At 72.7% G+C, this 22,326-nt stretch carries 23 protein-coding genes; 17 read left to right on the top strand and 6 right to left on the bottom strand.

Annotation, left to right across the window (positions count from 1 at the left end; genetic code table 11):
* Positions 1-20 precede the first annotated feature (20 nt).
* Genes ABZ659_RS32850 through ABZ659_RS32840 form a run of 3 tightly spaced genes read left to right on the top strand, consistent with a single transcriptional unit; the run spans position 21 to position 2,511 of the window.
* A complete protein-coding gene (locus tag ABZ659_RS32850) occupies positions 21-617 on the top strand; it encodes a DUF5998 family protein (RefSeq protein WP_360227614.1) in 597 nt (198 codons plus the stop codon).
* Positions 617-1,819, top strand: coding sequence for a nucleotide pyrophosphatase/phosphodiesterase family protein (locus ABZ659_RS32845; RefSeq protein WP_360227587.1), 1,203 nt, complete (start codon positions 617-619; stop codon positions 1,817-1,819). The genes ABZ659_RS32850 and ABZ659_RS32845 overlap by 1 nt, the downstream gene beginning before the upstream one ends.
* Positions 1,820-1,863: 44 nt before the next feature.
* Positions 1,864-2,511 (top strand): thymidine kinase, encoded by a 648-nt coding sequence (locus ABZ659_RS32840; protein ID WP_360227584.1) that lies wholly within the window; start codon positions 1,864-1,866, stop codon positions 2,509-2,511.
* Positions 2,512-2,731: 220 nt separating this feature from the next.
* On the opposite strand, the gene ABZ659_RS32835 is transcribed toward ABZ659_RS32840, so the two are convergent.
* Positions 2,732-3,538, bottom strand: a complete 807-nt coding sequence (locus ABZ659_RS32835; RefSeq protein WP_360227581.1) for a VOC family protein — start codon at positions 3,536-3,538, stop codon at positions 2,732-2,734.
* A 309-nt stretch (positions 3,539-3,847) separates the two neighbouring features.
* Here ABZ659_RS32835 and ABZ659_RS32830 point away from each other — a divergent pair, with 309 nt between their 5' ends.
* Positions 3,848-4,699: a sulfurtransferase gene (locus tag ABZ659_RS32830; RefSeq protein WP_360227578.1), complete on the top strand. Its 852-nt coding sequence runs from the start codon at positions 3,848-3,850 to the stop codon at positions 4,697-4,699.
* A gap of 116 nt (positions 4,700-4,815) precedes the next feature.
* On the opposite strand, the gene sepH is transcribed toward ABZ659_RS32830, so the two are convergent.
* The 3 genes from sepH to ABZ659_RS32815 all read right to left on the bottom strand — a co-directional run bounded on the left by sepH (position 4,816) and on the right by ABZ659_RS32815 (position 8,782).
* Positions 4,816-5,856, bottom strand: a complete 1,041-nt coding sequence (gene sepH, locus ABZ659_RS32825) for a septation protein SepH (protein WP_360227575.1) — start codon at positions 5,854-5,856, stop codon at positions 4,816-4,818.
* A gap of 399 nt (positions 5,857-6,255) precedes the next feature.
* Entirely contained in the window at positions 6,256-7,575 is a 1,320-nt protein-coding gene (locus ABZ659_RS32820) for a D-arabinono-1,4-lactone oxidase (protein WP_360227573.1), read from the bottom strand.
* Positions 7,535-8,782, bottom strand: coding sequence for an MFS transporter (locus ABZ659_RS32815; protein ID WP_360227570.1), 1,248 nt, complete (start codon positions 8,780-8,782; stop codon positions 7,535-7,537). Before ABZ659_RS32815 ends, ABZ659_RS32820 begins: the two co-directional genes overlap by 41 nt.
* Before the next feature lie 157 nt (positions 8,783-8,939).
* Here ABZ659_RS32815 and ABZ659_RS32810 point away from each other — a divergent pair, with 157 nt between their 5' ends.
* A complete protein-coding gene (locus ABZ659_RS32810; protein WP_360227567.1) occupies positions 8,940-10,079 on the top strand; it encodes a ferrochelatase in 1,140 nt (379 codons plus the stop codon).
* 8 nt (positions 10,080-10,087) lie between these two features.
* Positions 10,088-10,903: an inositol monophosphatase family protein gene (locus ABZ659_RS32805; RefSeq protein ID WP_360227564.1), complete on the top strand. Its 816-nt coding sequence runs from the start codon at positions 10,088-10,090 to the stop codon at positions 10,901-10,903.
* Positions 10,904-10,982: 79 nt separating this feature from the next.
* Here ABZ659_RS32805 and ABZ659_RS32800 read toward each other — a convergent pair whose 3' ends face one another.
* The gene (locus ABZ659_RS32800; protein WP_360227561.1) at positions 10,983-11,156 is read right to left on the bottom strand and encodes a hypothetical protein; all 174 of its coding nucleotides are present in this window, start codon (positions 11,154-11,156) and stop codon (positions 10,983-10,985) included.
* A 422-nt stretch (positions 11,157-11,578) separates the two neighbouring features.
* On the opposite strand from ABZ659_RS32800, the gene ABZ659_RS32795 reads away from it, so the two are divergent.
* The 4 genes from ABZ659_RS32795 (at position 11,579) to ABZ659_RS32780 (ending at position 15,142) form a co-directional block, all read left to right on the top strand.
* Positions 11,579-12,232, top strand: a complete 654-nt coding sequence (locus ABZ659_RS32795; protein WP_360227558.1) for a response regulator transcription factor — start codon at positions 11,579-11,581, stop codon at positions 12,230-12,232.
* A gap of 6 nt (positions 12,233-12,238) precedes the next feature.
* Positions 12,239-13,486 (top strand): HAMP domain-containing sensor histidine kinase, encoded by a 1,248-nt coding sequence (locus tag ABZ659_RS32790; RefSeq protein ID WP_360227555.1) that lies wholly within the window; start codon positions 12,239-12,241, stop codon positions 13,484-13,486.
* A 404-nt stretch (positions 13,487-13,890) separates the two neighbouring features.
* Complete coding sequence (locus tag ABZ659_RS32785; protein ID WP_210920960.1) at positions 13,891-14,187, top strand: DUF4193 domain-containing protein; 297 nt, start codon at positions 13,891-13,893, stop codon at positions 14,185-14,187.
* A gap of 13 nt (positions 14,188-14,200) precedes the next feature.
* Complete coding sequence (locus ABZ659_RS32780) at positions 14,201-15,142, top strand: hypothetical protein (protein ID WP_360227551.1); 942 nt, start codon at positions 14,201-14,203, stop codon at positions 15,140-15,142.
* A 7-nt stretch (positions 15,143-15,149) separates the two neighbouring features.
* Here the strand turns inward: ABZ659_RS32780 and ABZ659_RS32775 are convergent, their stop codons facing one another.
* Entirely contained in the window at positions 15,150-15,614 is a 465-nt protein-coding gene (locus ABZ659_RS32775) for a DUF3093 domain-containing protein (protein WP_360227548.1), read from the bottom strand.
* Between the two features lie 58 nt (positions 15,615-15,672).
* On the opposite strand from ABZ659_RS32775, the gene ABZ659_RS32770 reads away from it, so the two are divergent.
* The 7 genes from ABZ659_RS32770 (at position 15,673) to ABZ659_RS32740 (ending at position 22,268) form a co-directional block, all read left to right on the top strand.
* Entirely contained in the window at positions 15,673-16,257 is a 585-nt protein-coding gene (locus tag ABZ659_RS32770; protein ID WP_360227545.1) for a PaaI family thioesterase, read from the top strand.
* Positions 16,254-16,862: a dUTP diphosphatase gene (dut, locus tag ABZ659_RS32765; protein ID WP_360227542.1), complete on the top strand. Its 609-nt coding sequence runs from the start codon at positions 16,254-16,256 to the stop codon at positions 16,860-16,862. Before ABZ659_RS32770 ends, dut begins: the two co-directional genes overlap by 4 nt.
* 1 nt (position 16,863) lies before the next feature.
* Positions 16,864-17,634 carry a DUF3710 domain-containing protein gene (locus ABZ659_RS32760; protein WP_360227539.1) on the top strand — a complete coding sequence of 257 codons (771 nt, stop codon included), beginning with the start codon at positions 16,864-16,866 and terminating at the stop codon, positions 17,632-17,634.
* 177 nt (positions 17,635-17,811) lie between these two features.
* Positions 17,812-20,358: a sensor histidine kinase KdpD gene (locus tag ABZ659_RS32755; protein WP_360227536.1), complete on the top strand. Its 2,547-nt coding sequence runs from the start codon at positions 17,812-17,814 to the stop codon at positions 20,356-20,358.
* Positions 20,352-21,068, top strand: a complete 717-nt coding sequence (locus tag ABZ659_RS32750) for a response regulator (RefSeq protein WP_360227533.1) — start codon at positions 20,352-20,354, stop codon at positions 21,066-21,068. The genes ABZ659_RS32755 and ABZ659_RS32750 overlap by 7 nt, the downstream gene beginning before the upstream one ends.
* 45 nt (positions 21,069-21,113) lie before the next feature.
* The gene (locus tag ABZ659_RS32745; RefSeq protein ID WP_360227530.1) at positions 21,114-21,512 is read left to right on the top strand and encodes an OB-fold nucleic acid binding domain-containing protein; all 399 of its coding nucleotides are present in this window, start codon (positions 21,114-21,116) and stop codon (positions 21,510-21,512) included.
* Positions 21,513-21,515: 3 nt separating this feature from the next.
* Positions 21,516-22,268 (top strand): DUF3159 domain-containing protein, encoded by a 753-nt coding sequence (locus tag ABZ659_RS32740; RefSeq protein ID WP_360227527.1) that lies wholly within the window; start codon positions 21,516-21,518, stop codon positions 22,266-22,268.
* Positions 22,269-22,326 lie beyond the last annotated feature (58 nt).

Here is a 22,326-nt window from a genome sequence, read left to right as displayed (position 1 = left end):
AGTCAGTGGGTCCCCGTAGGATGGACGGCATGGCCAAGACCAGTACGACGACCCAGGGGCTGCGCGCGGCGATCGAGCGCAGCGGCTACTACCCGGCCCTCGTGGCCGAGGCGGTGGAGGCCGCGGTGGGCGGTGAGCCCGTGCGGTCGTACCTGGTGCACCAGGAGACGACGTTCGACCAGAACGAGGTGCGGCGGCACGTGACCGTGCTGGTCCTCACGGCCAACCGCTTCATCGTCAGCCACACCGACGAACAGGCCGCCGACAGCACCTCCCCGACGCCGTACGCCACCACCTCCACGGAGTCCGTGAAGCTCGGCCGGATCTCGTCCGTCGTGGTCAGCCGCGTCGTCGCCAACCCGGAGTCGTACAAGCCGGGCACGCTGCCGCGCGAGGTCGTGCTGACCATCGGCTGGGGCGCCGTCTCCCGTCTCGACCTGGAGCCCGCCGCCTGCGGCGACCCCAACTGCGAGGCGGACCACGGCTACACGGGCAACTCCACGGCCGACGACCTCAGCCTGCGCGTCAGCGAGGCCGGGGACGGCCCGGAGACCGTGCGCCAGGCGCTCGTCTTCGCGCAGGCCATCTCCGAGGCGACCGCGGACATCACCCGCTGATGGCACACCCCACCGCCTGGGAGCACCACTCCGAGCACCCCGAGCCCCTGTCCGTCGACTCCGCGCCGCGCCCCGAGTACGGCAGCGGCTCGCTCGCCGACCTGCTCCCCACCCTGGCCGCGGGCATGGGCGTCCCCGGCGCCACCGCGGCGATCCCGGAGCTGGCCCCCGCCGACCGGGCCTGCGTCTTCCTGATCGACGGCCTCGGCTGGGAGCAGTTGCGGGCGCACCCGCAGGAGGCGCCCTTCATGACCTCCCTGCTGGCCAGCTCACGCGGCGGCACCGGCCGCCCCCTGACCACCGGCTACCCCGCGACCACCGCGACGTCCCTCGCCTCCGTCGGCACCGGGCTGCCGCCGGGCGCGCACGGCCTGCCCGGCTACACCGTCCGCGACCCGGACACCGGCGAGCTGATGAACCAGCTCCGCTGGCAGCCGTACACCCCGCCGCGCCCCTGGCAGCCGTACCCGACGATCTTCCAGCGCGCCCACGACGCCGGGGTGCACGCGGCGCAGGTCTCCTCGCCCGCCTTCGAGAACACCCCGCTGACCAAGGTCGCGCTCAGCGGCGGAACGTTCCACGGGCGGCTGTCCGGCGAGGACCGCATGGACCTCGCGGCCGAGCAGCTGGCCGCGGGTGACCGCGCCCTCGTCTACACGTACTACGCCGAGGTGGACGGCGCGGGCCACCGCTTCGGCGTCGACTCCGACGCCTGGCGCGGCCAGCTGATGTACGTCGACCGGCTCGTACAGCGCCTCGCCGAGCAGCTCCCGCCGCGCACCGCGCTCTACGTCACCGCCGACCACGGCATGATCGACGTGCCGTTCGACGAGGAGCACCGCATCGACTTCGACACCGACTGGGAACTGCGCGCCGGGGTCGCCCTGTTCGGCGGCGAGGGCCGGGCCCGGCACGTGTACGCCGTGCCGGGCGCCCACAACGACGTGCTGACGTGCTGGCGCGAGGTGCTCGGCGAGCAGTTCTGGGTGGCCTCCCGGGACGAGGCGATCGCGGCGGGCTGGTTCGGCCCGCGGATCGACGAGCGGGTGTACGCGCGCATCGGTGACGTCGTCGCGGCGGCCCGGGACGACGTGCTCATCGTCGCCTCGGAGCGGGAGCCCAAGGAGTCGGCCATGGTCGGCAACCACGGTTCGATGACCCCCGCCGAGCAGCTGGTCCCGCTGCTCGAAGTACGCTCCTGACGCCCGCCACCCTCCCGACCTCACCGAAAGGTGCCCAACCCCCCATGCCCGAGCTGGTCTTCTTCTCCGGAACGATGGACTGCGGGAAGTCGACGCTGGCGCTCCAGATAGAGCACAACCGCTCCGCGCGGGGCCTGGCGGGCATGATCTTCACCCGTGACGACCGCGCGGGCGAGGGCAAGCTGTCCTCCCGGCTCGGTCTGGTCACCGACGCGGTGGAGGTCGAGGACGGCGCGGACCTGTACGCGTACCTCGTCGACCACCTCTCGCAGGGCGGACGCGCGGACTACGTGATCGCCGACGAGGCGCAGTTCCTGGCGCCGGAGCAGATCGACCAGCTCGCGCGGGTGGTCGACGACCTCGGTCTCGACGTGTACGCCTTCGGCATCACGACCGACTTCCGCAGCAAGCTCTTCCCCGGCTCCCAGCGGCTGGTGGAGCTGGCCGACCGGGTCGAGGTGCTCCAGGTCGAGGCCCTGTGCTGGTGCGGCGCGCGGGCCACGCACAACGCCCGCACGATCGGCGGCGAGATGGTGGTCGAGGGCGCCCAGGTCGTCGTCGGCGACGTCAACCAGTCCGAGGCCGTCGGCTACGAGGTACTGTGCCGCCGCCACCACCGCCGCCGGATGACCGCCGCGACCGCCCACGCGGCCACCCTCTCCCCGGACGTCCTGCCGGTGCCGCCGGGCTAGGGCGGGTGGCGAACGTCCCGCCTGCCGCCCGACGCCTGGCACTCCTCCAAGCTCTTCGAGCGGGGGTGACCCCGCTCGCCGCACCGGGCGGAAGCCCACGTACCACCCGTACGAGGCTTTCCGTCGGCACGCCCAAGCTCTCGGCTCCGTTCGAGCAGGGGGCCCCGTGACGCCGCTCGGCCCGCCCTGCGGGCGGACGACGGGACCTGCGCGACACGTCCTAGCGCGACGACGGCCGCAGCAGCGCGAAGCGGGCGCCCTCCGGGCAGGCCACGGTGGCCACCCGGCCGTGCTCGCCGTCCCGGGCCTGGGCGATGACGTGGCCGCCCAGGTCGACGACGCGGGAGAGCGCCTCCTCCAGGTCCTCGACCTCGAAGTACGTCACCCAGTGCGGCCCCCGGTCCCGCGGCAGCGTGTTGCCCACGCCGTGGATCCCGGCGACGGGGCGGCCGTCGACGAGGAGGGTGACGTAGTCGAAGTCGGCGGAGACGACCGGCTCCTCGTCGTAGCCGAAGACGGACTCGTAGAACTTGGCGACGCCGACCGTCTCGAAGGTGAGCAGCTCGTTCCAGACGGGCGTGCCGGGCACCCCGGTGACGGCCGTGCCGGGCAGGGCCACCGCCTGCCAGACACCGAAGACCGCGCCGGACGGGTCGGAGCCGATCGCCAGCCGCCCGTCGTCGGCGGCGTCCAGTGGGCCCACGCCGAGGGTGCCGCCGCACAGCCGGACCTGGTCGGCGGTCCGGTCGGCGTCGTCGGTGGCGAGGTAGGGCGTCCAGGCGACGGGCAGGTGCCGGTCGGGCGGGAGCTGGCCGATGCCCGCCACCTCACGGCCGTCCAGCAGCGCCCGCACATAGGGGCCGAGTTGCCGGGGGCCCGGCCTGAACTCCCAGCCGAACAGGGCGCCGTAGAACGCCTGGGTGGTGGCCATCCCGTGCACCATCAGACTCACCCAGCAGGGTGTGCCGGGCGCGTACGGGGCGTGCGCTTCGCCGCTGCGGCCCGCCGGCCCCCGTGCCTCGGTCATCGTCACTCTCTTCTCGGCCCCTCGCGGTGGCCGCGTCGCTTCCGCCCTTCGACCCCCGTGCCGATGCTCGCACCACGCGTGGCACCACGCGCTCCGGGCGCGCCGCCACGGCCCGTCCCCGTACCGCGTCTCTCACCGCGCCCGTTCTGCGCCCGTTCTGCGCCCGCTCTTCGCTTTGCGTGCGATTGCGGCTGTCGGCTTGTTGCACAGCATGTGCCCGATCCCGTACGCGTGGTGATCAGACCTGCCCGGCGGGCAGAGTAGCCGGACACGGACGACGCGGCCACCCCATGCGCGAGGATGGTGGCCATGAACGCCATCATCTCCGCATCCGAACTCGCGAGCGACCTGGCGGGCGAGAACCCGCCAGTGCTGCTCGACGTCCGCTGGCAGCTGTCCCTGGCCAAGGCGGCCGGGGCGCCGCCCTTCGACGGCCACGCCGAGTACCTGACCGGGCATGTTCCGGGTGCCGTCTTCGTCGACCTGGACCGGGAGCTGGCCTCGGCGCCGGGTGCGGCGGGTCGGCACCCGCTGCCGGATCTGGCTCAGTTCGGTGCCGTGATGCGCCGCGCGGGCGTGACGGCGGGGCGGGCGGTCGTCGTCTACGACGGCGGGCAGGGCTGGGCGGCGGCCCGCGCGTGGTGGCTGCTGCGCTGGACGGGTCACCCGGACGTGCGGGTCCTCGACGGCGGACTGCCCGCGTGGCCCGGGGAGCTGTCGACGCGTGAGCCGTCGCCGCCGGAGGGCGATTTCGAGCCGGTTCCGGCGCCCGAGGGCCTCCTCGACGCGGACGCCGCCGCCGCGCTGGCCCGCTCCGGGGTGCTGCTGGACGCGCGGGCGGCGGAGCGCTACCGGGGCGACGTGGAGCCCATCGACAGGGTCGGCGGGCACATCCCGGGCGCGGTCTCCGCGCCCACCACAGACAACGTCGGCCCGGACGGCCGCCTCCTCCCCGAGGAGGAGTTGCGGGCCCGCTTCAAGGCCCTCGGCGCCGCCGACGGCACCCCGGTCGGCGTCTACTGCGGCTCGGGCGTCTCCGCCGCCCACGAGGCGCTCGCGCTGGCCGTGGCCGGCATTCCGGCGGCGCTGTACGCCGGTTCGTGGTCGGAGTGGTCGTCGGACCCGGAGCGACCGGTGGCCGTGGGGGCGGATCCGCAGTAGGGCGCGGCGTACGCGGGGCACCGCGCGCGGCGTACGCGAGGCATTCCGCGCCCCTGTCGGGGGCGCGGTTCCTCCCGCCGTCCGGTACGCCCGTCCCGCTCCTCCTGTACGCCCCGCTACTCCTGCTTCTTGCGCCGCGTACCGAAGACGATCTCGTCCCAGCTGGGCACCGCCGCCCGGCGGCCCGGACGGACACCGTCCGCTTCCGCCTGCCGGTCGGTGGAGCCGATGAGCCGGTCCCGGTGGCTGCCGACGGAACGCGGCATGAGGACGTCCGCGTAGGCCGCCCCGGCACCGGCCGAGGCCGCGGGTGCCGCGGATTCCTCCGCGGCGGGCTCCTCCTCCGGCTCCTCGACGGGCTCCGGCGCGGGCCGCTCGGGCACCACCAGGTCGCCGCGGAAGCTCGGCACCGCCTCCAGCAGGCTGGTCAGCGAGTCCCGTTCGGCCGCGCCGATCTCCTCGACGGGCTCGGGCGGCGCGGGCGGGTTCGGCCGCTCGCGGTCGGCGGTACGGTCCAGCGGCCGGTCGCGCGGGAGCCGGGCGATACGCGGCACGAACGGGAAGCTGGGCTCGGGGGCGCCGAGGTCGTCGGACTCGCCGATCAGCGCGCGCGCCTCGTCGTCGACCGCCTGGACGAGCCGCCGGGGCGGGTCGTACGTCCAGCTCGCCGAGTGCGGTTCGCCCGCGACCCGGTAGACCAGCAGGACCTCCCAGGTGCCGTCGTCGCGGCGCCAGGAGTCCCACTGGACGGTGTCCTTCTCGGCGCCGCGCAGCAGCAGCCGCTCCTGGACGGCCTCGCCGAGCAGCGGGCCGGAGTTCTCGCCGGGGCGGCGGACCGGGGTCTTGCGGGCCCGCTCGGCCATGAAGGCGCGCTCGGCGAGCACGGGGCCTTCGAAGCGGCGTACGCGGTCGACGGGGATGCCCGCCATCTGGGCGACCTCTTCCGCGGTCGCGCCCGCGCGTATGCGCGCCTGGATGTCGCGGGGGCGGAGATGGCTCTCCACCTCGATCTCGATCTGGCCGAGGCGGGGACGGTCGCCGCGCACGGCGGCGCGGAGCCGTTCGTCAATCGGAAGCGTGTACTCCGTTGAGTCCGCAGCCTTCAGCACCAGCCGTGTGCCGTCATTGGAGACGGCCACGACACGCAGTTCGGGCATGGGGACCTCCCGGGTGGTGCCTGCCGACGTCACGTGCGTCGCTGCTTCCGCTAGTCGAGTGTGGCCTGCCCGGGTGCAGCCTGCCACAACCTTGCCGAGTTGCCCGGCGTGTCGGGCGCGGGCCCTGGATCGCCGTTATGGCACGGTTACCTATTCGCAACGCTAAGTGACCAACTCCGTCACCCTGTGCAACAAGCCCCCTCCTGGCGGTCCTTGGTGGTTCCGGACAGCCTGGCGGGAGTCCGGGCCCAGGGCTCGCAACAGTACTCCATTCGGGCCACCTGCGTGGATGGGCGCGCCGCCCAACTTCTGGCAAGGGCCGGTGTGCGCCGGGTTTCCCGATCATGGAAGTGGCGTACTTCACGCGATCTGGGGACGTTCGCCGACCGGCCCGCCCGGCTACGCGCCGAGCACCCGCCGCAAGTAGGCGTTCTGGAACCGCCGCTGGGGGTCCAGCCGGTCCCGCAGCGCGGTGAACTCCCCGAACCGGGGGTAGACCTGGGCGAGGTACTCCGCGTCGCGCGTGTGCACCTTCCCCCAGTGCGGTCGCCCCTCGTGCGCGGTGAAGACGCGCTCGGCGGCGGTGAAGTATGCCTGGTAGGGCGTCCCCTTGAACAGGTGCACGGCGATGTAGGCGCTGTCGCGGCCGGAGGCGGTGGACAGGGTGATGTCGTCGGCGGGCGCGGTGCGCACCTCCACCGGGAAGCTGACCCGCAGCCCCGACCGCTCGATCATGGACTTCAGTTCACGCAGCGCGTCCGTCACCGCCGCGCGCGGGAGGGCGTACTCCATCTCCACGAAACGCACCCGGCGCGGCGAGGTGAAGACCTTGTAGGGGATGTCGGTGTACGTCCGTGCGGACCACGCGCGGCTGGCGATCCGCGCGATGCCGGGGATGGCGGCGGGGACGCCGCGGCCCACCACGTTGGCCACCTGCCACACCCCGTTGGAGAGGAACTCCTCCTCCAGCCAGCCGCTGATCCGGCCGACGGGCTGTTCGGGGCCCGCGCTGCGGTTGTTGCGCTTGGTGCTGCACCGGTCGGTGTGCGGGAACCAGTAGAACTCGAAGTGCTCGTTCTCGGCCCAGAGTTCCTCGAACTCGGCGAGGACCCGCCGAAACGGCATCGGCTCCTCCCGGGCGGTGAGCAGGAAGACGGGTTCCACGGCGAGGGTGATCGCGGTGACGATGCCGAGGGCGCCCAGGCCGATGCGCGCGGCGGCGAACACCTCCGGGTTCTCCTCGGCGGAGCAGTTGAGCACCGAACCGTTGGCGGTCACCAGCTCAAGGCCCCTGATCTGCGCGGCGATGGACCCGGAGTCCCGGCCGGTGCCGTGCGTGCCCGTGCTGACCGCGCCGGAGACCGTCTGCTCCATGATGTCGCCCATGTTGGTCAGGGACAGCCCCTCGCGGGCCAGGGCGGCGTTGAGCCTCTTGAGCGGGGTGCCCGCCTCGACGGTGACCGTCATGGCCGCACGGTCGATGTGGCGGATGCCGGTCAACAGTTGAGGGCGTATCAACACGCCGTCGGTGGCGGCTATGGACGTGAAGGAGTGCCCCGTACCCACGGCCTTCACCGTGAGGTCGTCCTCGGCGGCCCGGCGCACCGCGTCGGCCAGCTCGTCGACGGAGGCGGGCGTGACCTCCCGCGCGGGGCGGGCGGTCACGTTGCCGCCCCAGTTACGCCAGGTGCCGCTCTTCCCGCTCACTGTGGTGCTCAACGGTGCCTCCCCGCCCTGGGGCCGGCCTGCGCAGCCGGCGGTAACCGAGGAAACCGACCGCGACCGCGACGGCCCCGGACACCGCCGGAACCCCGTACCCGGCGCGCGCGCCGGCGGCGTCGATCACCCAGCCGGCCACCGAGGAGCCGACCGCGACCCCCACCGCGAGTCCGGTGCTCACCCAGGTCATGCCCTCGGTCAGCTGCGCGCGTGGTACGTGCTCTTCGATGAGGGACATCGTCGTGATCATCGTGGGAGCGATGGCGAGACCCGCGACGAAGAGCGCCACGGCCAGAAACGGCAGGTTCCCGACCAGTAGGAGGGGGATCATACTCACGCCCATCGCACAGACACCCAGCAGCCACCGGCGTTCCGGCGCCCCCTTGACGTGCAGCAGCCCGAAGACGGCGCCCGCCGCGCAGGAGCCCGCCGCGTACACCGCGAGGACGACGCTCGCGGCACCCTTGTGACCCCGCTCCTCGGCGAAGGCGACCGTGACCACGTCGACGGCCCCGAAGATCGCCCCGGTCGCCACGAACGTCGTCACCAGCACCTGGAGGCCCCGGGACCGCAGCGCGCTGCCGCCGCCCGTGCCACCGTCCCGCTCGCGCGGGTGCGGCTCCGGTTCGGTGGCGCGCTGCGCGGTCAGCCAGAAGACGCCGACCGCCAGGAAGCAGGCCGCCAGCAGCGGTCCGGCCTCCGGGAACCACGCGGTCGACAGCCCGATGGAGATGATCGGCCCGAAGATGAAGCAGACCTCGTCGATCACGGACTCGAAGGAGTACGCGGTGTGCAGCTGCGGGGTGCCCCGGTAGAGCGCGGCCCAGCGGGCCCGGACCATCGCGCCGACGCTCGGCACGCACCCGATGCCGACGCAGGCCGCGAACAGCACCCACCTCGGCCACCCGTAGTGCGCGGCGAACAGCAGCACGGCCGCCGCGGCCAGCGCGAACAGGGTGGCCGGGCGCAGCACCCGCCGCTGCCCGTACTGGTCCACCAGCCGCGACACCTGCGGGCCCGCCACCGCCGCCGACAGCGCGATGGTGGCCGACAGCGCGCCCGCGAGGCCGTACTCCCCGGTGAGCTGGGAGACCATCGTCACCACGCCGATGCCCATCATCGACAGCGGCATCCGCCCGAGGAACCCGGCAGTGGCGAACGCCCTGGCACCGGGGGCGGCGAACAGGGCGCGATAGGGGCTGGGCACGGGGGTCTCCGGTGGGTAAGGCGTTCGGTAAGGCGTGACCGCAGCCGGTACAGCTTACGAGTTAGGCAACCCTAACGCACCCGTTCGGGTCAGGGGCGACCACGTCGCCCACCCCGCCGTTGTCCGGCTGTCCGTGGCGAGTGGCAGGATCGGGGCCATGTCTGACGTGCCCGACGCCACCCCCGACGTCACTCCCTATGACGCCCTCCTCCTGCTCTCCTTCGGCGGCCCGGAGGGACCCGACGACGTGGTCCCGTTCCTGGAGAACGTGACGCGGGGGCGGGGCATCCCCAAGGAACGCCTCAAGGAAGTCGGCCAGCACTACTTCCTGTTCGGCGGGGTCAGCCCGATCAACGACCAGAACCGCGCCCTGCTGGACGCCCTGCGCGAGGACTTCGCCGGCCACGGCCTGGACCTGCCGGTCTACTGGGGCAACCGGAACTGGGCCCCGTACCTGACGGACACCCTGCGCGACATCGTCCGCGACGGCCACCGCCGCGTCCTCGTGCTCGCGACCAGCGCCTACGCCTCGTACTCCGGCTGCCGCCAGTACCGGGAGAACCTCGCCGACGCCCTCGCCCGGCTCGCCTCCGAGGGCCTCGACCTGCCCCAGGTCGACAAGCTCCGGCACTACTTCAACCACCCGGGCTTCGTCGAGCCCATGATCGAGGGCGTCCTGCGCTCCCTGGCCGACCTCCCCGAAGACGTCCGGGACGGCGCCCACATCGCCTTCTCGACCCACTCCATCCCGGACACCGCCGCCGACACCTCCGGTCCCGTGGAGGGCCACGGCGACGGCGGCGCGTACGTCCGCCAGCACCTGGACGTCGCCCGCCTGATCGCGGACGCCGTCCGCGAGCGCACGGGCGTCGACCACCCCTGGCGGCTCGTCTACCAGTCCCGCTCCGGCGCCCCGCACATCCCGTGGCTGGAGCCCGACATCTGCGACCACCTGGAGGAGCGGCACGCGGCCGGGGTCCCGGCGGTCGTCATGGCCCCCATCGGCTTCGTCTCCGACCACATGGAGGTCCTCTACGACCTCGACACCGAGGCGACGGCCAAGGCGGCGGGGCTCGGCCTGCCGGTGCGCCGCTCGGCCACCGTCGGCGCCGACCCCCGCTTCGCCGCCGCCGTCCGCGACCTGGTCCTGGAGCGCGCCGCCACCGAGCGCGGCCAGCGGGTCACCCCGTGCGCCCTCGGCGCCCTCGGCGCCAGCCACGACGTCTGCCCCGTCGGCTGCTGCCCCGCCCGCGCCCCCCGGCCCGCCGCCGCGGGCGCCGACAGCCCCTACGCATGAGGAGCCCCGTGACCGACCGCCTGCACGTCGAACTGATCGGGCTCGCCCACGAGGCGGCCCGCCGCGCGGGCGCGCTGCTCCGGGACGGCCGCCCGGCCGACCTCGCGGTCGCCGCCACCAAGTCCAGCCCGATCGACGTCGTGACCGAGATGGACATCGCCGCCGAGAAGCTGATCACCGACCTGATCTCCAACCACCGCCCCGACGACGGCTTCCTCGGCGAGGAGGGCGCCGCCACCGAGGGCACCTCCGGCGTCCGCTGGGTGATCGACCCGCTCGACGGCACGGTGAACTACCTCTACGGGCTGCCCACCTGGGCCGTCTCCATCGCGGCCGAGCACCACGGGGAGACCGTCGTCGGCGTGGTCGCCCTGCCGATGCGCGGGGAGACCTTCTCCGCGGTCCTCGGCGGCGGCGCCCGCGCCACCGGCGCCTGGACCGGCGAGCGCAGGCTGACCTGCCGTCCGGCACCGCCCCTGGACCAGGCCCTGGTCTCCACCGGCTTCAACTACGTCACCGGCGTCCGCGACCACCAGGCCGAGGTCGCCCGGCAACTGATCCCCCAGCTGCGCGACATCCGCCGCGGCGGCTCGGCCGCGGCCGACCTGTGCGACCTGGCCGCGGGCCGCCTCGACGGCTACTACGAGCGCGGCCTGCACCCCTGGGACCTGGCGGCCGGCGACCTCATCGCCCGCGAGGCGGGCGCCCTGACCGGCGGCCGCCCCGGAGAACGCCCCTCATGGGACCTGGCGGTCGCGGCGACACCCGGCGTCTTCGCACCCCTCCAGACCCTCCTGGAGGACCTCGGCGCCTGGCACGACTGAACAGACGGCACACGCACGAAGAACGGGCCCCCGGCGCTGGATTCGCCGGGGGCCCGTTCCCCTACTGTCCGAAAGCCGGTCACGCGTTGAAGACGCCGACCTCCACACCGTGCTCGGCGGCCAGGCGGCGGAGGTCGTCCAGCTCGCCCTGTTCCACCTCGACGAGGAAGTCGTCGCCTTCGTCACGAGCCCGCGTCAGGTCCGACTCGGTCGCCCTTATGCGCTGCAGAAGTCCTGCCGTGAATGCGTCCATGCTGCGCCCCCTCGTCCTGGGTCGTGGGTCGATGGCACGGGGGTGTGCCGTTCGGAAGGGGCGATCACGTCTCCCGTAGGTGCCCAGCGCTGCCCAGCCGGGCGGCGACGGTGCCGGACACCCACGCCCACTCTGCGAAGCGGCCGCGGCATACCGCATGGTGTTGCGGTACAAGCAGAGCGTGATCGCGGGGTGTAAAGCGTCCTCCCCCCACTGCCTCCCACGGAAACCTCGACCGGGCGAGAAAATCCGGCGTCCCCACGAGCCCCGCGGCCCGCCCCGCACCCCTCCCCGCAGGCGGATCTCCCGCCTTACAGCCGACTTATGGCCGAAAAGGGCAGGATGGAGGCAACACACCCCAGGCAGCCCTGCCCGCGCGTGCCCTGGAGCTACGCGGGTGGACACGAGGAAGGACCAGCGACGTGCGCGTACTCGTCGTCGAGGACGAGCAGCTGCTCGCCGATGCGGTGGCCACCGGACTGCGCCGGGAGGCCATGGCCGTCGACGTCGTGTACGACGGCGCGGCCGCCCTGGAGCGCATCGGCGTCAACGACTACGACGTGGTCGTCCTCGACCGCGACCTCCCCGTGGTCCACGGCGACGACGTCTGCCGCAAGATCGTCGAGCTGGGTATGCCCACGCGCGTGCTGATGCTCACGGCGTCGGGCGACGTCAGCGACCGGGTCGAGGGCCTGGAGATCGGCGCCGACGACTACCTCCCCAAGCCCTTCGCCTTCAGCGAGCTGACGGCACGCGTGCGCGCGCTGGGCCGCCGTACGAGCGTCCCGCTGCCGCCCGTCCTGGAGCGGGCCGGGATCAAGCTCGACCCGAACCGCCGCGAGGTCTTCCGGGACGGCAAGGAGGTGCAGCTGGCGCCCAAGGAGTTCGCCGTACTGGAGGTCCTGATGCGCAGCGAGGGCGCGGTCGTCTCGGCCGAGCAACTGCTGGAGAAGGCGTGGGACGAGAACACCGACCCGTTCACCAACGTGGTCCGGGTGACGGTGATGACCCTCCGCCGCAAGCTGGGCGAGCCGCCGGTGATCGTCACGGTGCCCGGCTCCGGCTACCGGATCTGATGCCCCGTGGCAGCCACCCCGGCGCCGCCCCAGGCGCCCCCGAAGCCCACCTGGGACCCCAGGCGGCCCGCCCAGCCGCCCTGGCTGCGCCCGACCATCCGGATACGGCTCACGCTGCTGTACGGCGGCATGTTCCTGATCGCCGGAATCCTGCTGCTGTCGATCATCTACCTGCTCGCGGCGCAGGCGCTGAACACGGGGAACGAACCGCCGTTCAAGATCATCGGCGCCAAGGAGATCAGCGTCACGAGTGACGCCTGCCCGGCGATCAACAACGTGAGCAGCATCCCGCTGGCCGAGTTCAACCGGGCGATCAGCGACTGCATCGACCACCAGCGCCAGGACGCCCTGGACAACCTCCTCAGCCGCTCCCTGCTGGCCCTGCTGGGCCTGGCGGTGATCGCGTTCGCCTTCGGGTACGCCATGGCCGGACGCGTCCTGTCGCCGCTCGGCCGGATCACCCGCACCGCCCGCGCGGTGGCCGGGTCCGACCTCTCCCGGCGGATCGAGCTGGACGGCCCGGACGACGAGCTGAAGGAGCTGGCCGACACCTTCGACGACATGCTGGAGCGGCTCCAGCGGGCCTTCACGGCACAGCAGCGCTTCGTCGGCAACGCCTCGCACGAACTGCGCACCCCGCTGGCGATCAACCGCACCCTGCTGGAAGTGCACCTGTCGGACCCGAACGCGCCGGTGGAACTCCAGCAACTGGGGAAGACGCTGCTGGCCACCAACGAGCGCAGCGAGCAACTCGTCGAGGGCCTGCTGCTGCTCGCCCGCAGCGACAACCAGATCGTGGAGCGCAAGCCGGTCGACCTCGCCGAGGTCGCCGGGCAGGCCGTCGACCAGGTGCGTGCCGAGGCCGAGGCCAAGGGCGTGCGGATCCACGGCGAGCAGAAGCCCGCCGTCGTCCGGGGCAACGGCGTGCTGCTGGAGCGGATCGCGCTGAACCTCGTACAGAACGCCGTGCGGTACAACGTCCCCGAGGGCGGCTGGGTGGAGGTCACCACGGACGTCCAGGCCGGCCACGCGGTCCTCGTGGTGTCCAACACGGGGCCGGTCGTCCCGGCGTACGAGATCGACAACCTCTTCGAGCCGTTCCGGCGGCTGCGCACCGAGCGGACCGGCAGCGACAAGGGCGTGGGGCTCGGGCTGTCCATCGTGCGGTCGGTGGCACGGGCCCACGGCGGGCACATCTACGCCAGACCGCGTGAAGGGGGTGGACTGGAGATGCGGGTCACCCTGCCTGTCTGAGATCCTTTCGCCGCACACCCGGGGCACACCGAGGATGTTCGCTTTGCGCGGAATTTTCTGGGCACTCGGTCTGCTACGTGATGTGTGATCGATCACAAGGACGATTTTCCGGCCGTATACTCTCCGTGATCATGAGGAGTGGTGGAAAGCCTGGAAAATCCGGGTTTTCCGGTGGCTTGATCACGGGAAGTACCCGGTGGGACCCCTTTGTAGTGCAAGCTCCGGACCGTGTACGGTCCCGATCGCCATCCAAGCCGATCACTCATGAGGAGTTCGGTTGGGTGTCGATTGAGTAACAGACCTTGATGTGAGGCAAAATCTCCGCCTCGGGTCGGGCACAAGTCCGGCCTCTCACGCGTTACGTGCGCTGGAGACACCGCAGACACCCGGAGGGGGAGAGCGACATGGCAACCGATTACGACACTCCACGCAAGACCGACGACGACGTCGACTCGGACAGCCTCGAAGAGCTGAAGGCTCGTCGAAACGACAAGTCGGCCTCGACCGTCGACGTCGACGAGTTCGAAGCGGCCGAGGGCATGGAACTGCCCGGCGCAGACCTCTCGAACGAGGAACTGGCCGTCAGGGTGCTGCCGAAGCAGCAGGACGAGTTCACCTGCATGAGCTGCTTCCTGGTACACCACCGCAGCCAGCTGGCCCGGGAGAAGAACGGCCAGCCGATCTGCCGCGACTGCGACTGAGGCGGGGTCGGCCGTGACTGGCTCGACCCCACCTTGGAAGCGCCGTTCCCCCCGACGGGGAGCGGACTCGGGGCCGCACGACGGCCCCCACGGCGTGCGTGACGACGAGCGGGGCTCATCCGCGGCGGATATCCCGCCCGCGCGATCAGCCCCGCTCGAACCGGTCGGAGGCGGGGGCCGCACCCCGGTGCCGGCCCCCCGCCCCGCGCCCGTCGCCCGCAGAAGGGCGGCGGCGGTCCGGGACAGGGCCGGACAGCTGGCCCAGGAAGGCCTCCGCAGGGGCTCAGACCGGGCGAGGGCGGGGCTGGCCCACCTCACCGACCGGATCATCCAGAACGCCCCCCGGATCCCCGTACGGGACCTCGCGACCCTGCGCGGGCAGTTCCCCGGGCTCGGCCCCGAGGAGCTCGCCGACAAGCTCGTGGCGGGCGCGGTGAACGCGTCGGCGACGGTCGGCGCGGGCGTCGGCGCGGCGGCCATGCTGCCGGTGCCGCCCGCGATGCCGACCGAACTGGCCGCGGAGATCACCGGCGTGGCCGCGGTCGAGCTGAAGCTGATCGCCGAACTCCACGAGGTCTACGGCGTCCGGCCGCCCGGCACCCTCAAGGACCGCAGCACCGCCTACCTCAGGTCGTGGTCCGGCGAGCGCGGGATCGACGTACTCAAACCGGCCTCCGTCGACACCGCCCTCGGCGGTCAGATGAGGCGGGAGCTGCGGCAGCAGATCATGAAGCGCATGGTCCGCAACATGCCGAACCTGATGCCTTTCCTGGTGGGCGCCGCGGTCGGCGCGGTGATGAACCGCCGGGACACCAGAAAGCTCGCGGACCGCGTCCGCGGGGACCTGCGCAGGCTCCAGGTGCCGTGGGCGGAGCTGCCCGCGCTGCCCCCGCTGGAGCGCCCCACCGATCCGCTGGGCGTCGAGAGCGCCCCCGACTCGCCCCACCAGCGCTGAGAGCGGCCTACGCCGCGGCCGTCCTGGCCGCCGCCAGCGCCGCCGCCAGCCGCTCCGGCTCCCGGGTCGACAGGTACAGGTACGGCGTCGGGTCCTCGGGATCCGTGACCACCACCCGCAGCGCCGTGGGGATGTAGGCGCGCAGCAGCAGGAAGGCGCGGGTGTCGGCCTTGTGCGTGCGCCAGGCGCGCGCCTCCTCGGCGTCCAGCACCTCCGCCTCGCCCAGCGCCGCCACCGGGATCCTCGCGTCGCCCGCGATCAGCGAGCCACCCACCACCCGGATCCGCACCGAGCCGTACGAACTGGCCATGGTCGCCGCCACCGCCGTACCGCCCGCGAGGCCGCCCAGCATCGGCAGCGTGCCGAACGGCAGCAGGATCAGCGCCAGCGAGAGGCCCACCAGGAGACTGATCAGCCACCAGGAGCGGGGCGCGGTGAGACGTTCTTCGTACGGGGTGGCCGAGAGCTGCATACGGCCAAGCTTGACACGGTGTCCGGGAATCGCCGACGCGCGGGTAAGGTCTGCGCCTGTGAGTGGTACTTCCGCAGCTCTGCAGCCCCCGGCCGACGCCGTCGCGCCGGTACGGCACCCCGACGCCCCCGCCCCCGGCGACCTGCTCGGCGCGCACTACGGCCAGTGTTTCGGCTGCGGCGGCGAGCAGCCGCACGGGCTGCACCTCGCCGCGCGCGCCGGTGAAGGCGTGTCGATCACCGCCGAGTTCACCGTGCAGCCCGCCCACCAGGGCGCCCCCGGCCTCGCGCACGGCGGGGTGCTCGCCAGCGCCCTGGACGAGACGCTCGGCTCGCTGAACTGGCTGCTGCGCACGATCGCCGTGACCGGACGGCTGGAGACCGACTTCGTCCGGCCGGTGCCCGTCGGCACCACCCTGCACCTGGCCGCCGAGGTGACCGCGGTGGCCGGGCGGAAGATCTACTCGACCGCCACCGGGCGCGTCGGCGGCCCCGACGGGCCCGTGGCGGTACGCGCGGACGCCCTCTTCATCGAGGTCAAGGTCGACCACTTCATCGACCACGGCCGCACGGAGGAGATCCGCGCCGCCATGGACGACCCGGACCAGGTCAGGCGGGCCCGCGCCTTCGAGGTCAATCCGTGAGCCGGGACGCCGTACCGGTGCTGATCCGGCGCGTCGACCCGGACGTACCGCTGCCGTCGTACGCGCACCCGGGGGACGCGGGGGCCGACCTGCGCACCACCGAGGCGCGCGAACTGGCCCCGGGGGAGCGGGCCGTGCTGCCGACGGGGGTGTCTGTGGCGCTGCCGGAGGGGTACGCGGCCTTCGTGCACCCGAGGTCGGGGCTCGCCGCCCGCTGTGGTGTGGCCCTGGTGAATGCCCCGGGGACGGTTGATGCCGGGTACCGTGGGGAGATCAAGGTGATCGTGGTGAATCTCGACCCGCGCGAGTCCGTGCGGTTCGAGCGCTTCGACCGGATTGCCCAACTGGTCGTCCAGCAGGTCGAGAGGGTCCGCTTCCAGGAGGTGGCGGAGCTTCCCGGCTCGGCGCGGGCCGAGGGGGGCTTCGGGTCCACCGGCGGCCATGCCGCGGTGACCGGTGCGACCGGCGTGCCCCGTGGGACGGGTGTGTCCGGTAAGTCCGGTGAGGCCGCAGGTAAGAGCAGTACTAACGGTCGGGCCGCCGAGGGCGGCCAGGCGGGTGGGTATCGATACGCTTCGGTCGTATCCGACCGGGAAGGACAGTGACGTGTTCGGACGTCGCAAGAAGAAGGGCTCCGCTGACGGCGCGGCGGACGCGGCGAGCGAGGCCGAGCAGGTCGTCGACGGAGTCGGCACTGAGGCGGGCGAGGGCGAGCGCGAGCGGGTGCGGCTGGAGCCGGAGCCCCGGCCCGACGGGCCCTGGGACAGCACCGAGGTCCGCGAGCCCGGCGAGGGCCGGGTCGACCTCGGCGGCCTGTTCGTGCCGGGTGTCGACGGCATGGAGCTGCGGGTCGAGGTGGCCGGGGACGCGATCGTCGCGGCGACCGTCGTGCTGCGTGACAGCGCCATCCAGCTCCAGGCGTTCGCCGCCCCCAAGCGCGAGGGCATCTGGGGCGAGGTCCGCGAGGAGATCGCCTCCGGCATCACCCAGCAGGGCGGCATCATCGACGAGGTCGAGGGTCCGCTGGGCTGGGAGCTGCGGGCCCAGGTGCCGGTGCAGCTGCCGGACGGCACGGGCGGCTTCCAGGTCGTGCGGTTCGTCGGCGTGGACGGCCCCCGCTGGTTCCTGCGCGGGGTGATCTCCGGCCAGGGCGCGGTGCAGCCGCAGGCGGCCGGGCTCCTCGAGCAGATCTTCCGCGACACGGTCGTGGTCCGCGGCGAGGGTCCGATGGCGCCTCGCGACCCGATCGTCCTGAAGCTGCCGAACGACGCGCAGATGGTCCCCGAGGCCATCCAGCAGGAGGACCAGGCGTCCTCCCGCTTCTCCGGCGGCATGGGCCAGCTCCAGCGCGGACCGGAGATCACCGAGGTCCGCTGAGTACGTCGTACAGGGGCCGTGCCCGGAGGGGTGCGGCCCCTGACGTGTGCCGGGGCACGCGTCAGGGGCGCGTCAAAGTCCCCCGTCACTCACCACCCCATCCGATATGTCCCGAACACGGGTCGTAATCTCGATGCTGCGTCAGCGGCAGGGCACGAGACACGGACAGTTGGGGTCATGGCACGCGGCAAGCTACGGATCTACCTCGGCGCGGCACCGGGCGTGGGCAAGACCTACGCGATGCTCGCCGAGGCGCACCGCCGCGTCGAGCGGGGCACCGACTGCGTCGTGGGGTTCGTCGAGCACCACGGCCGCGCCCGCACCGAGGTGCTGCTGCACGGCCTGGAGCAGGTCCCGCGCCGGGAGCTGACCCACCGCGGCGCGGTCTTCGCCGAGATGGACGTGGACGCCGTACTGGCCCGGCGGCCCCGGGTGGCGCTGGTGGACGAACTGGCGCACGGCAACGTGCCCGGCTCCCGCAACGCCAAGCGGTGGCAGGACGTGCAGGAGCTGCTGGCCGCCGGGATCGACGTGGTCTCCACGGTCAACATCCAGCACCTGGAGTCACTCGGTGACGTCGTGGAGTCGATCACCGGGGTGCGGCAGCGGGAGACCGTGCCGGACGAGGTCGTCCGCCGTGCCGACCAGATCGAACTGGTCGACATGGAGCCCGAGGCGCTGCGCCGCCGGATGGCGCACGGCAACGTCTACCAGCCCGACAGGATCGACGCCGCGCTGTCGAACTACTTCCGGCCCGGCAACCTCACCGCCCTGCGCGAACTGGCGCTGCTGTGGGTGGCCGACCGCGTCGACGCGTACCTCCAGCAGTACCGCGCGGACCACCAGGTCTCGCGGATCTGGGGCTCCCGGGAGCGGATCGTCGTCGGGCTGACCGGCGGTCCGGAGGGCCGCACCCTGATCCGGCGCGCCGCCCGGCTGGCCGAGAAGGGCGCCGGGGGCGAGGTGCTCGCCGTCTACATAGCCCGCAGCGACGGCCTGACCAGCGCCTCACCGAAGGAACTCGCCGTCCAGCGCACCCTGGTCGAGGACCTCGGCGGCACCTTCCACCAGGTCGTCGGCGACGACATACCCGCGGCGCTGCTGGCGTTCGCGCGCGGGGTGAACGCCACCCAGATCGTGCTCGGCTCCTCGCGCCGCACCGGCTGGCAGTACGTCTTCGGGCCGGGCGTCGGCGCCACCGTCGCCCGCGAGTCGGGACCCGACCTGGACGTGCACATCGTCACCCACGAGGAGGCCGCCAGGGGGCGCGGACTGCCCGTCGCCCGGGGCGCGCGGCTCGGGCGGGACCGGACGCTGTGGGGGTGGCTGGTGGGGCTGGCGGGCCCGGCCGTGCTCACGGTGCTGCTGGACGCCGTCGACCTCGGCTTCGCCAACAACGTGCTGCTGTACCTCGGGATCGTGGTGGCGGCGGCGCTGCTCGGCGGGCTGCTGCCGGCGCTGGCCTCCGCCGCCCTGGGCTCCCTGCTGCTGAACTTCTTCTTCACCCAGCCCGAGCACCGCCTCCTCGTCTCCGACCCCCGCAACATCGTCGCCATCGTGATCTTCGTGGCGGTCGCGGTGTCGGTGGCGTCCGTGGTGGACCTCGCCGCCCGGCGCACCCACCAGGCGGCCCGGCTGCGCGCCGAGTCGGAGATCCTCTCGTTCCTCGCGGGCAACGTGCTGCGCGGCGAGACCAGCCTGGAGGCGGTGCTCGAACGGGTACGCGAGACCTTCGGCATGGAGTCGGCGGCGCTGCTCGAACGGGCCGACGACCTCCAGCCGTGGAGCTGCGTGGGCCGCGCGGGAGAGGGGCCGCCGCTGGACGGGCCCGAGGACGCCGACGTGGACATGCCGGTCGGCGGCCATCTGGCGCTGGCGCTGACCGGCCGGGTGCTGCCCGCGGAGGACCGGCGGGTGCTGGCCGCGTTCGCCGCGCAGGCCGTCGTCGTCCTGGACCGCAGACGGCTCCAGGCCGAGGCCGACCAGGCCCGCGCGCTGGCCGAGGGCAACCGGATCCGTACCGCGCTGCTGGCCGCCGTCAGCCACGACCTGCGGACCCCGCTGGCCGGGATCAAGGCGGCCGTGTCGAGCCTGCGCTCCGACGACGTGGCCTGGTCGGAGGAGGACCGGGCGGAGCTGCTCGCGGGCATCGAGGAGGGCGCCGACCGGCTCGACCACCTGGTGGGCAACCTGCTCGACATGTCCCGGCTCCAGACCGGCACGGTCGCGCCGACCATCCGCGCCACCGACCTCGACGAGGTGGTGCCGGTGGCGCTGGGCGGCGTACCCGAGGACAGTGTGCGGCTCGACGTCCCCGAGACGCTGCCGATGGTCGCCGTGGACGCCGGGCTGCTGGAGCGGTCGGTCGCCAACATCGTGGAGAACGCCGTCAAGTACAGCCCCGTCGGCTCGCCCGTCCTGGTCTCCGGCAGCGCCATCGCCGACCGGGTGGAGCTGCGGGTGGTGGACCGAGGCCCCGGCGTCCCGGAGGAGGCCAGGAACCGCATCTTCGAACCCTTCCAGCGCCACGGCGACGTCCCGCGCGGCAACGGCGTCGGCCTCGGCCTCGCGGTCGCCCGCGGCTTCGCCGAGGCCATGGGCGGCACCCTCAACGCCGAGGACACCCCCGGCGGCGGCCTGACCATGGTCCTCACCCTCCGCGCGGCGGGCCCCCGCCCCGGCCCCGCCACCCCCGTACCGGCAGAAAGGCGTACTCCATGGTGACCTCCTCCGGAGGGACCGAGCGGACCCCCACCAGGGTGCTCGTCGTCGACGACGAGCCGCAGATCGTGCGGGCGCTGGTGATCAACCTCAGGGCGCGCGCGTACGACGTCGACGCCGCCCACGACGGGGCCACCGCCCTGCGGCTCGCCGCCGCCCGCCACCCCGACGTGGTCGTCCTCGACCTGGGGCTGCCGGACATGGACGGCGTCGAGGTGATCCGCGGGCTGCGCGGCTGGACCCGGGTGCCGATCCTGGTGCTGTCCGCCCGGCACTCCTCGGACGAGAAGGTCGAGGCGCTCGACGCCGGGGCCGACGACTACGTCACCAAGCCGTTCGGCATGGACGAGCTGCTGGCCCGGCTGCGGGCCGCCGTCCGCCGCGCCGAGCCCACCGGCGGCGGCGAGGGCGAGGCACTGGTGCGGACCGGGCGGTTCACCGTCGACCTGGCCGCCAAGAAGGTCCACCGCGACGGCCGGGACGTACGGCTCACCCCCACCGAGTGGCACCTGCTGGAGGTGCTGGTGCGCAACACCGGCCGCCTGGTCAGCCAGAGACAGCTGCTCCAGGAGGTGTGGGGGCCGTCGTACGGGACGGAGACGAACTACCTGCGGGTCTACATGGCACAGCTGCGGCGCAAGCTGGAGGCCGACCCGTCGCACCCGGAGCACTTCATCACGGAACCGGGCATGGGCTATAGATTCGAACGGTAGTTTGGGGGGTACGTACGTCTCGGTACACCCCGGTAGGCTTCAGACATGAGTGCTGTTCCTCGTTCCGACAAGCCGGTGGGCCGGTTCCGGCGTATGCTCGACCGGCTCTCCTCGTCGCAGGAGGACCTGGAGTCCGAGGAGCTGCGGGAGGACGCCGACACCACGGGCTGTACGCGCATCGGCGACTGCCGCGACCGGCAGATCGTCACCGTTACTGGTACCTTGCGCACGGTCACCCTGCGGCCGCGCGCGGGTGTCCCGGCACTGGAGGCCGAGCTGTTCGACGGCTCCGCCGCACTCGACGTGGTGTGGCTCGGCCGACGCTCCATCAACGGGATAGAACCGGGGCGCAAACTGATAGCGTCCGGCCGGATCTCGATGAGCCGGGGCCGCCGGGTGCTCTTCAACCCCAAATACGAACTCCGACCCCTCGGACGGGAGTAGCCGGTGACGTCGTTGGACAAGCCGACCGAAGCCACCGAATCCACCGCGGACCCCGCGGGTGCCGCCAGTGGTGAGCACGACTCCAGAGCGGTGACCGAGGCCGCCCTGTTCGAGGCGTTCGGCGGGATCCGGGGCACGGCCGAGACGGTGCTGCCCGGTCTGCTCTTCGTGACCATCTACACCGTCAACAAGGACCTGCACCTCTCGGCGATCGCCGCGCTCGCGGTCTCCCTGCTGCTGGTGGTCGTCCGGCTGGCCATGAAGGACACCGTCAAGCACGCCTTCAGCGGCGTCTTCGGCGTGGCCTTCGGCGTCGTCTTCGCGATGATGACCGGCAACGCCAAGGACTTCTACCTGCCCGGGATGCTGTACACGCTGGGCCTCGGCCTCGCGTACATCGTCACCACCCTGTGCGGGGTCCCGCTGATCGGCCTGATCCTCGGCCCGGTCTTCAAGGAGAACCTCTCCTGGCGCACCCGCAACCCCGGCCGCAAGAAGGCGTACGCCAAGGCCAGTTACGCCTGGGGCCTGATCCTGCTCGCCAAGTGCGCGGTCCTCTTCCCGCTGTACTGGTGGGCCGACACCACCCAGCTCGGCTGGGTCCTGGTCGCCCTGAAGATCCCGCCGTTCCTGCTCGCCGTCTGGCTGACGTGGGTGTTCCTGGCCAAGGCGCCCGCGCCGATCGACGTGTTCGCGGAGCTGGAGGCGGAGGAGAAGGCACGGGAGGCCGCCGCGAGGTCGACCTCGGCCGAGTAGCGCCGGGTGACACCGTGCGTACGGAGGTGGGGTGCCCCAGGATCCTGGGGCACCCCAC

The sequence above is a fragment of the Streptomyces sp. NPDC006997 genome, assembly GCF_040635175.1.
Lineage (GTDB): Bacteria > Actinomycetota > Actinomycetes > Streptomycetales > Streptomycetaceae > Streptomyces.
This window is presented reverse-complemented; position numbering and strand designations above follow the sequence as displayed.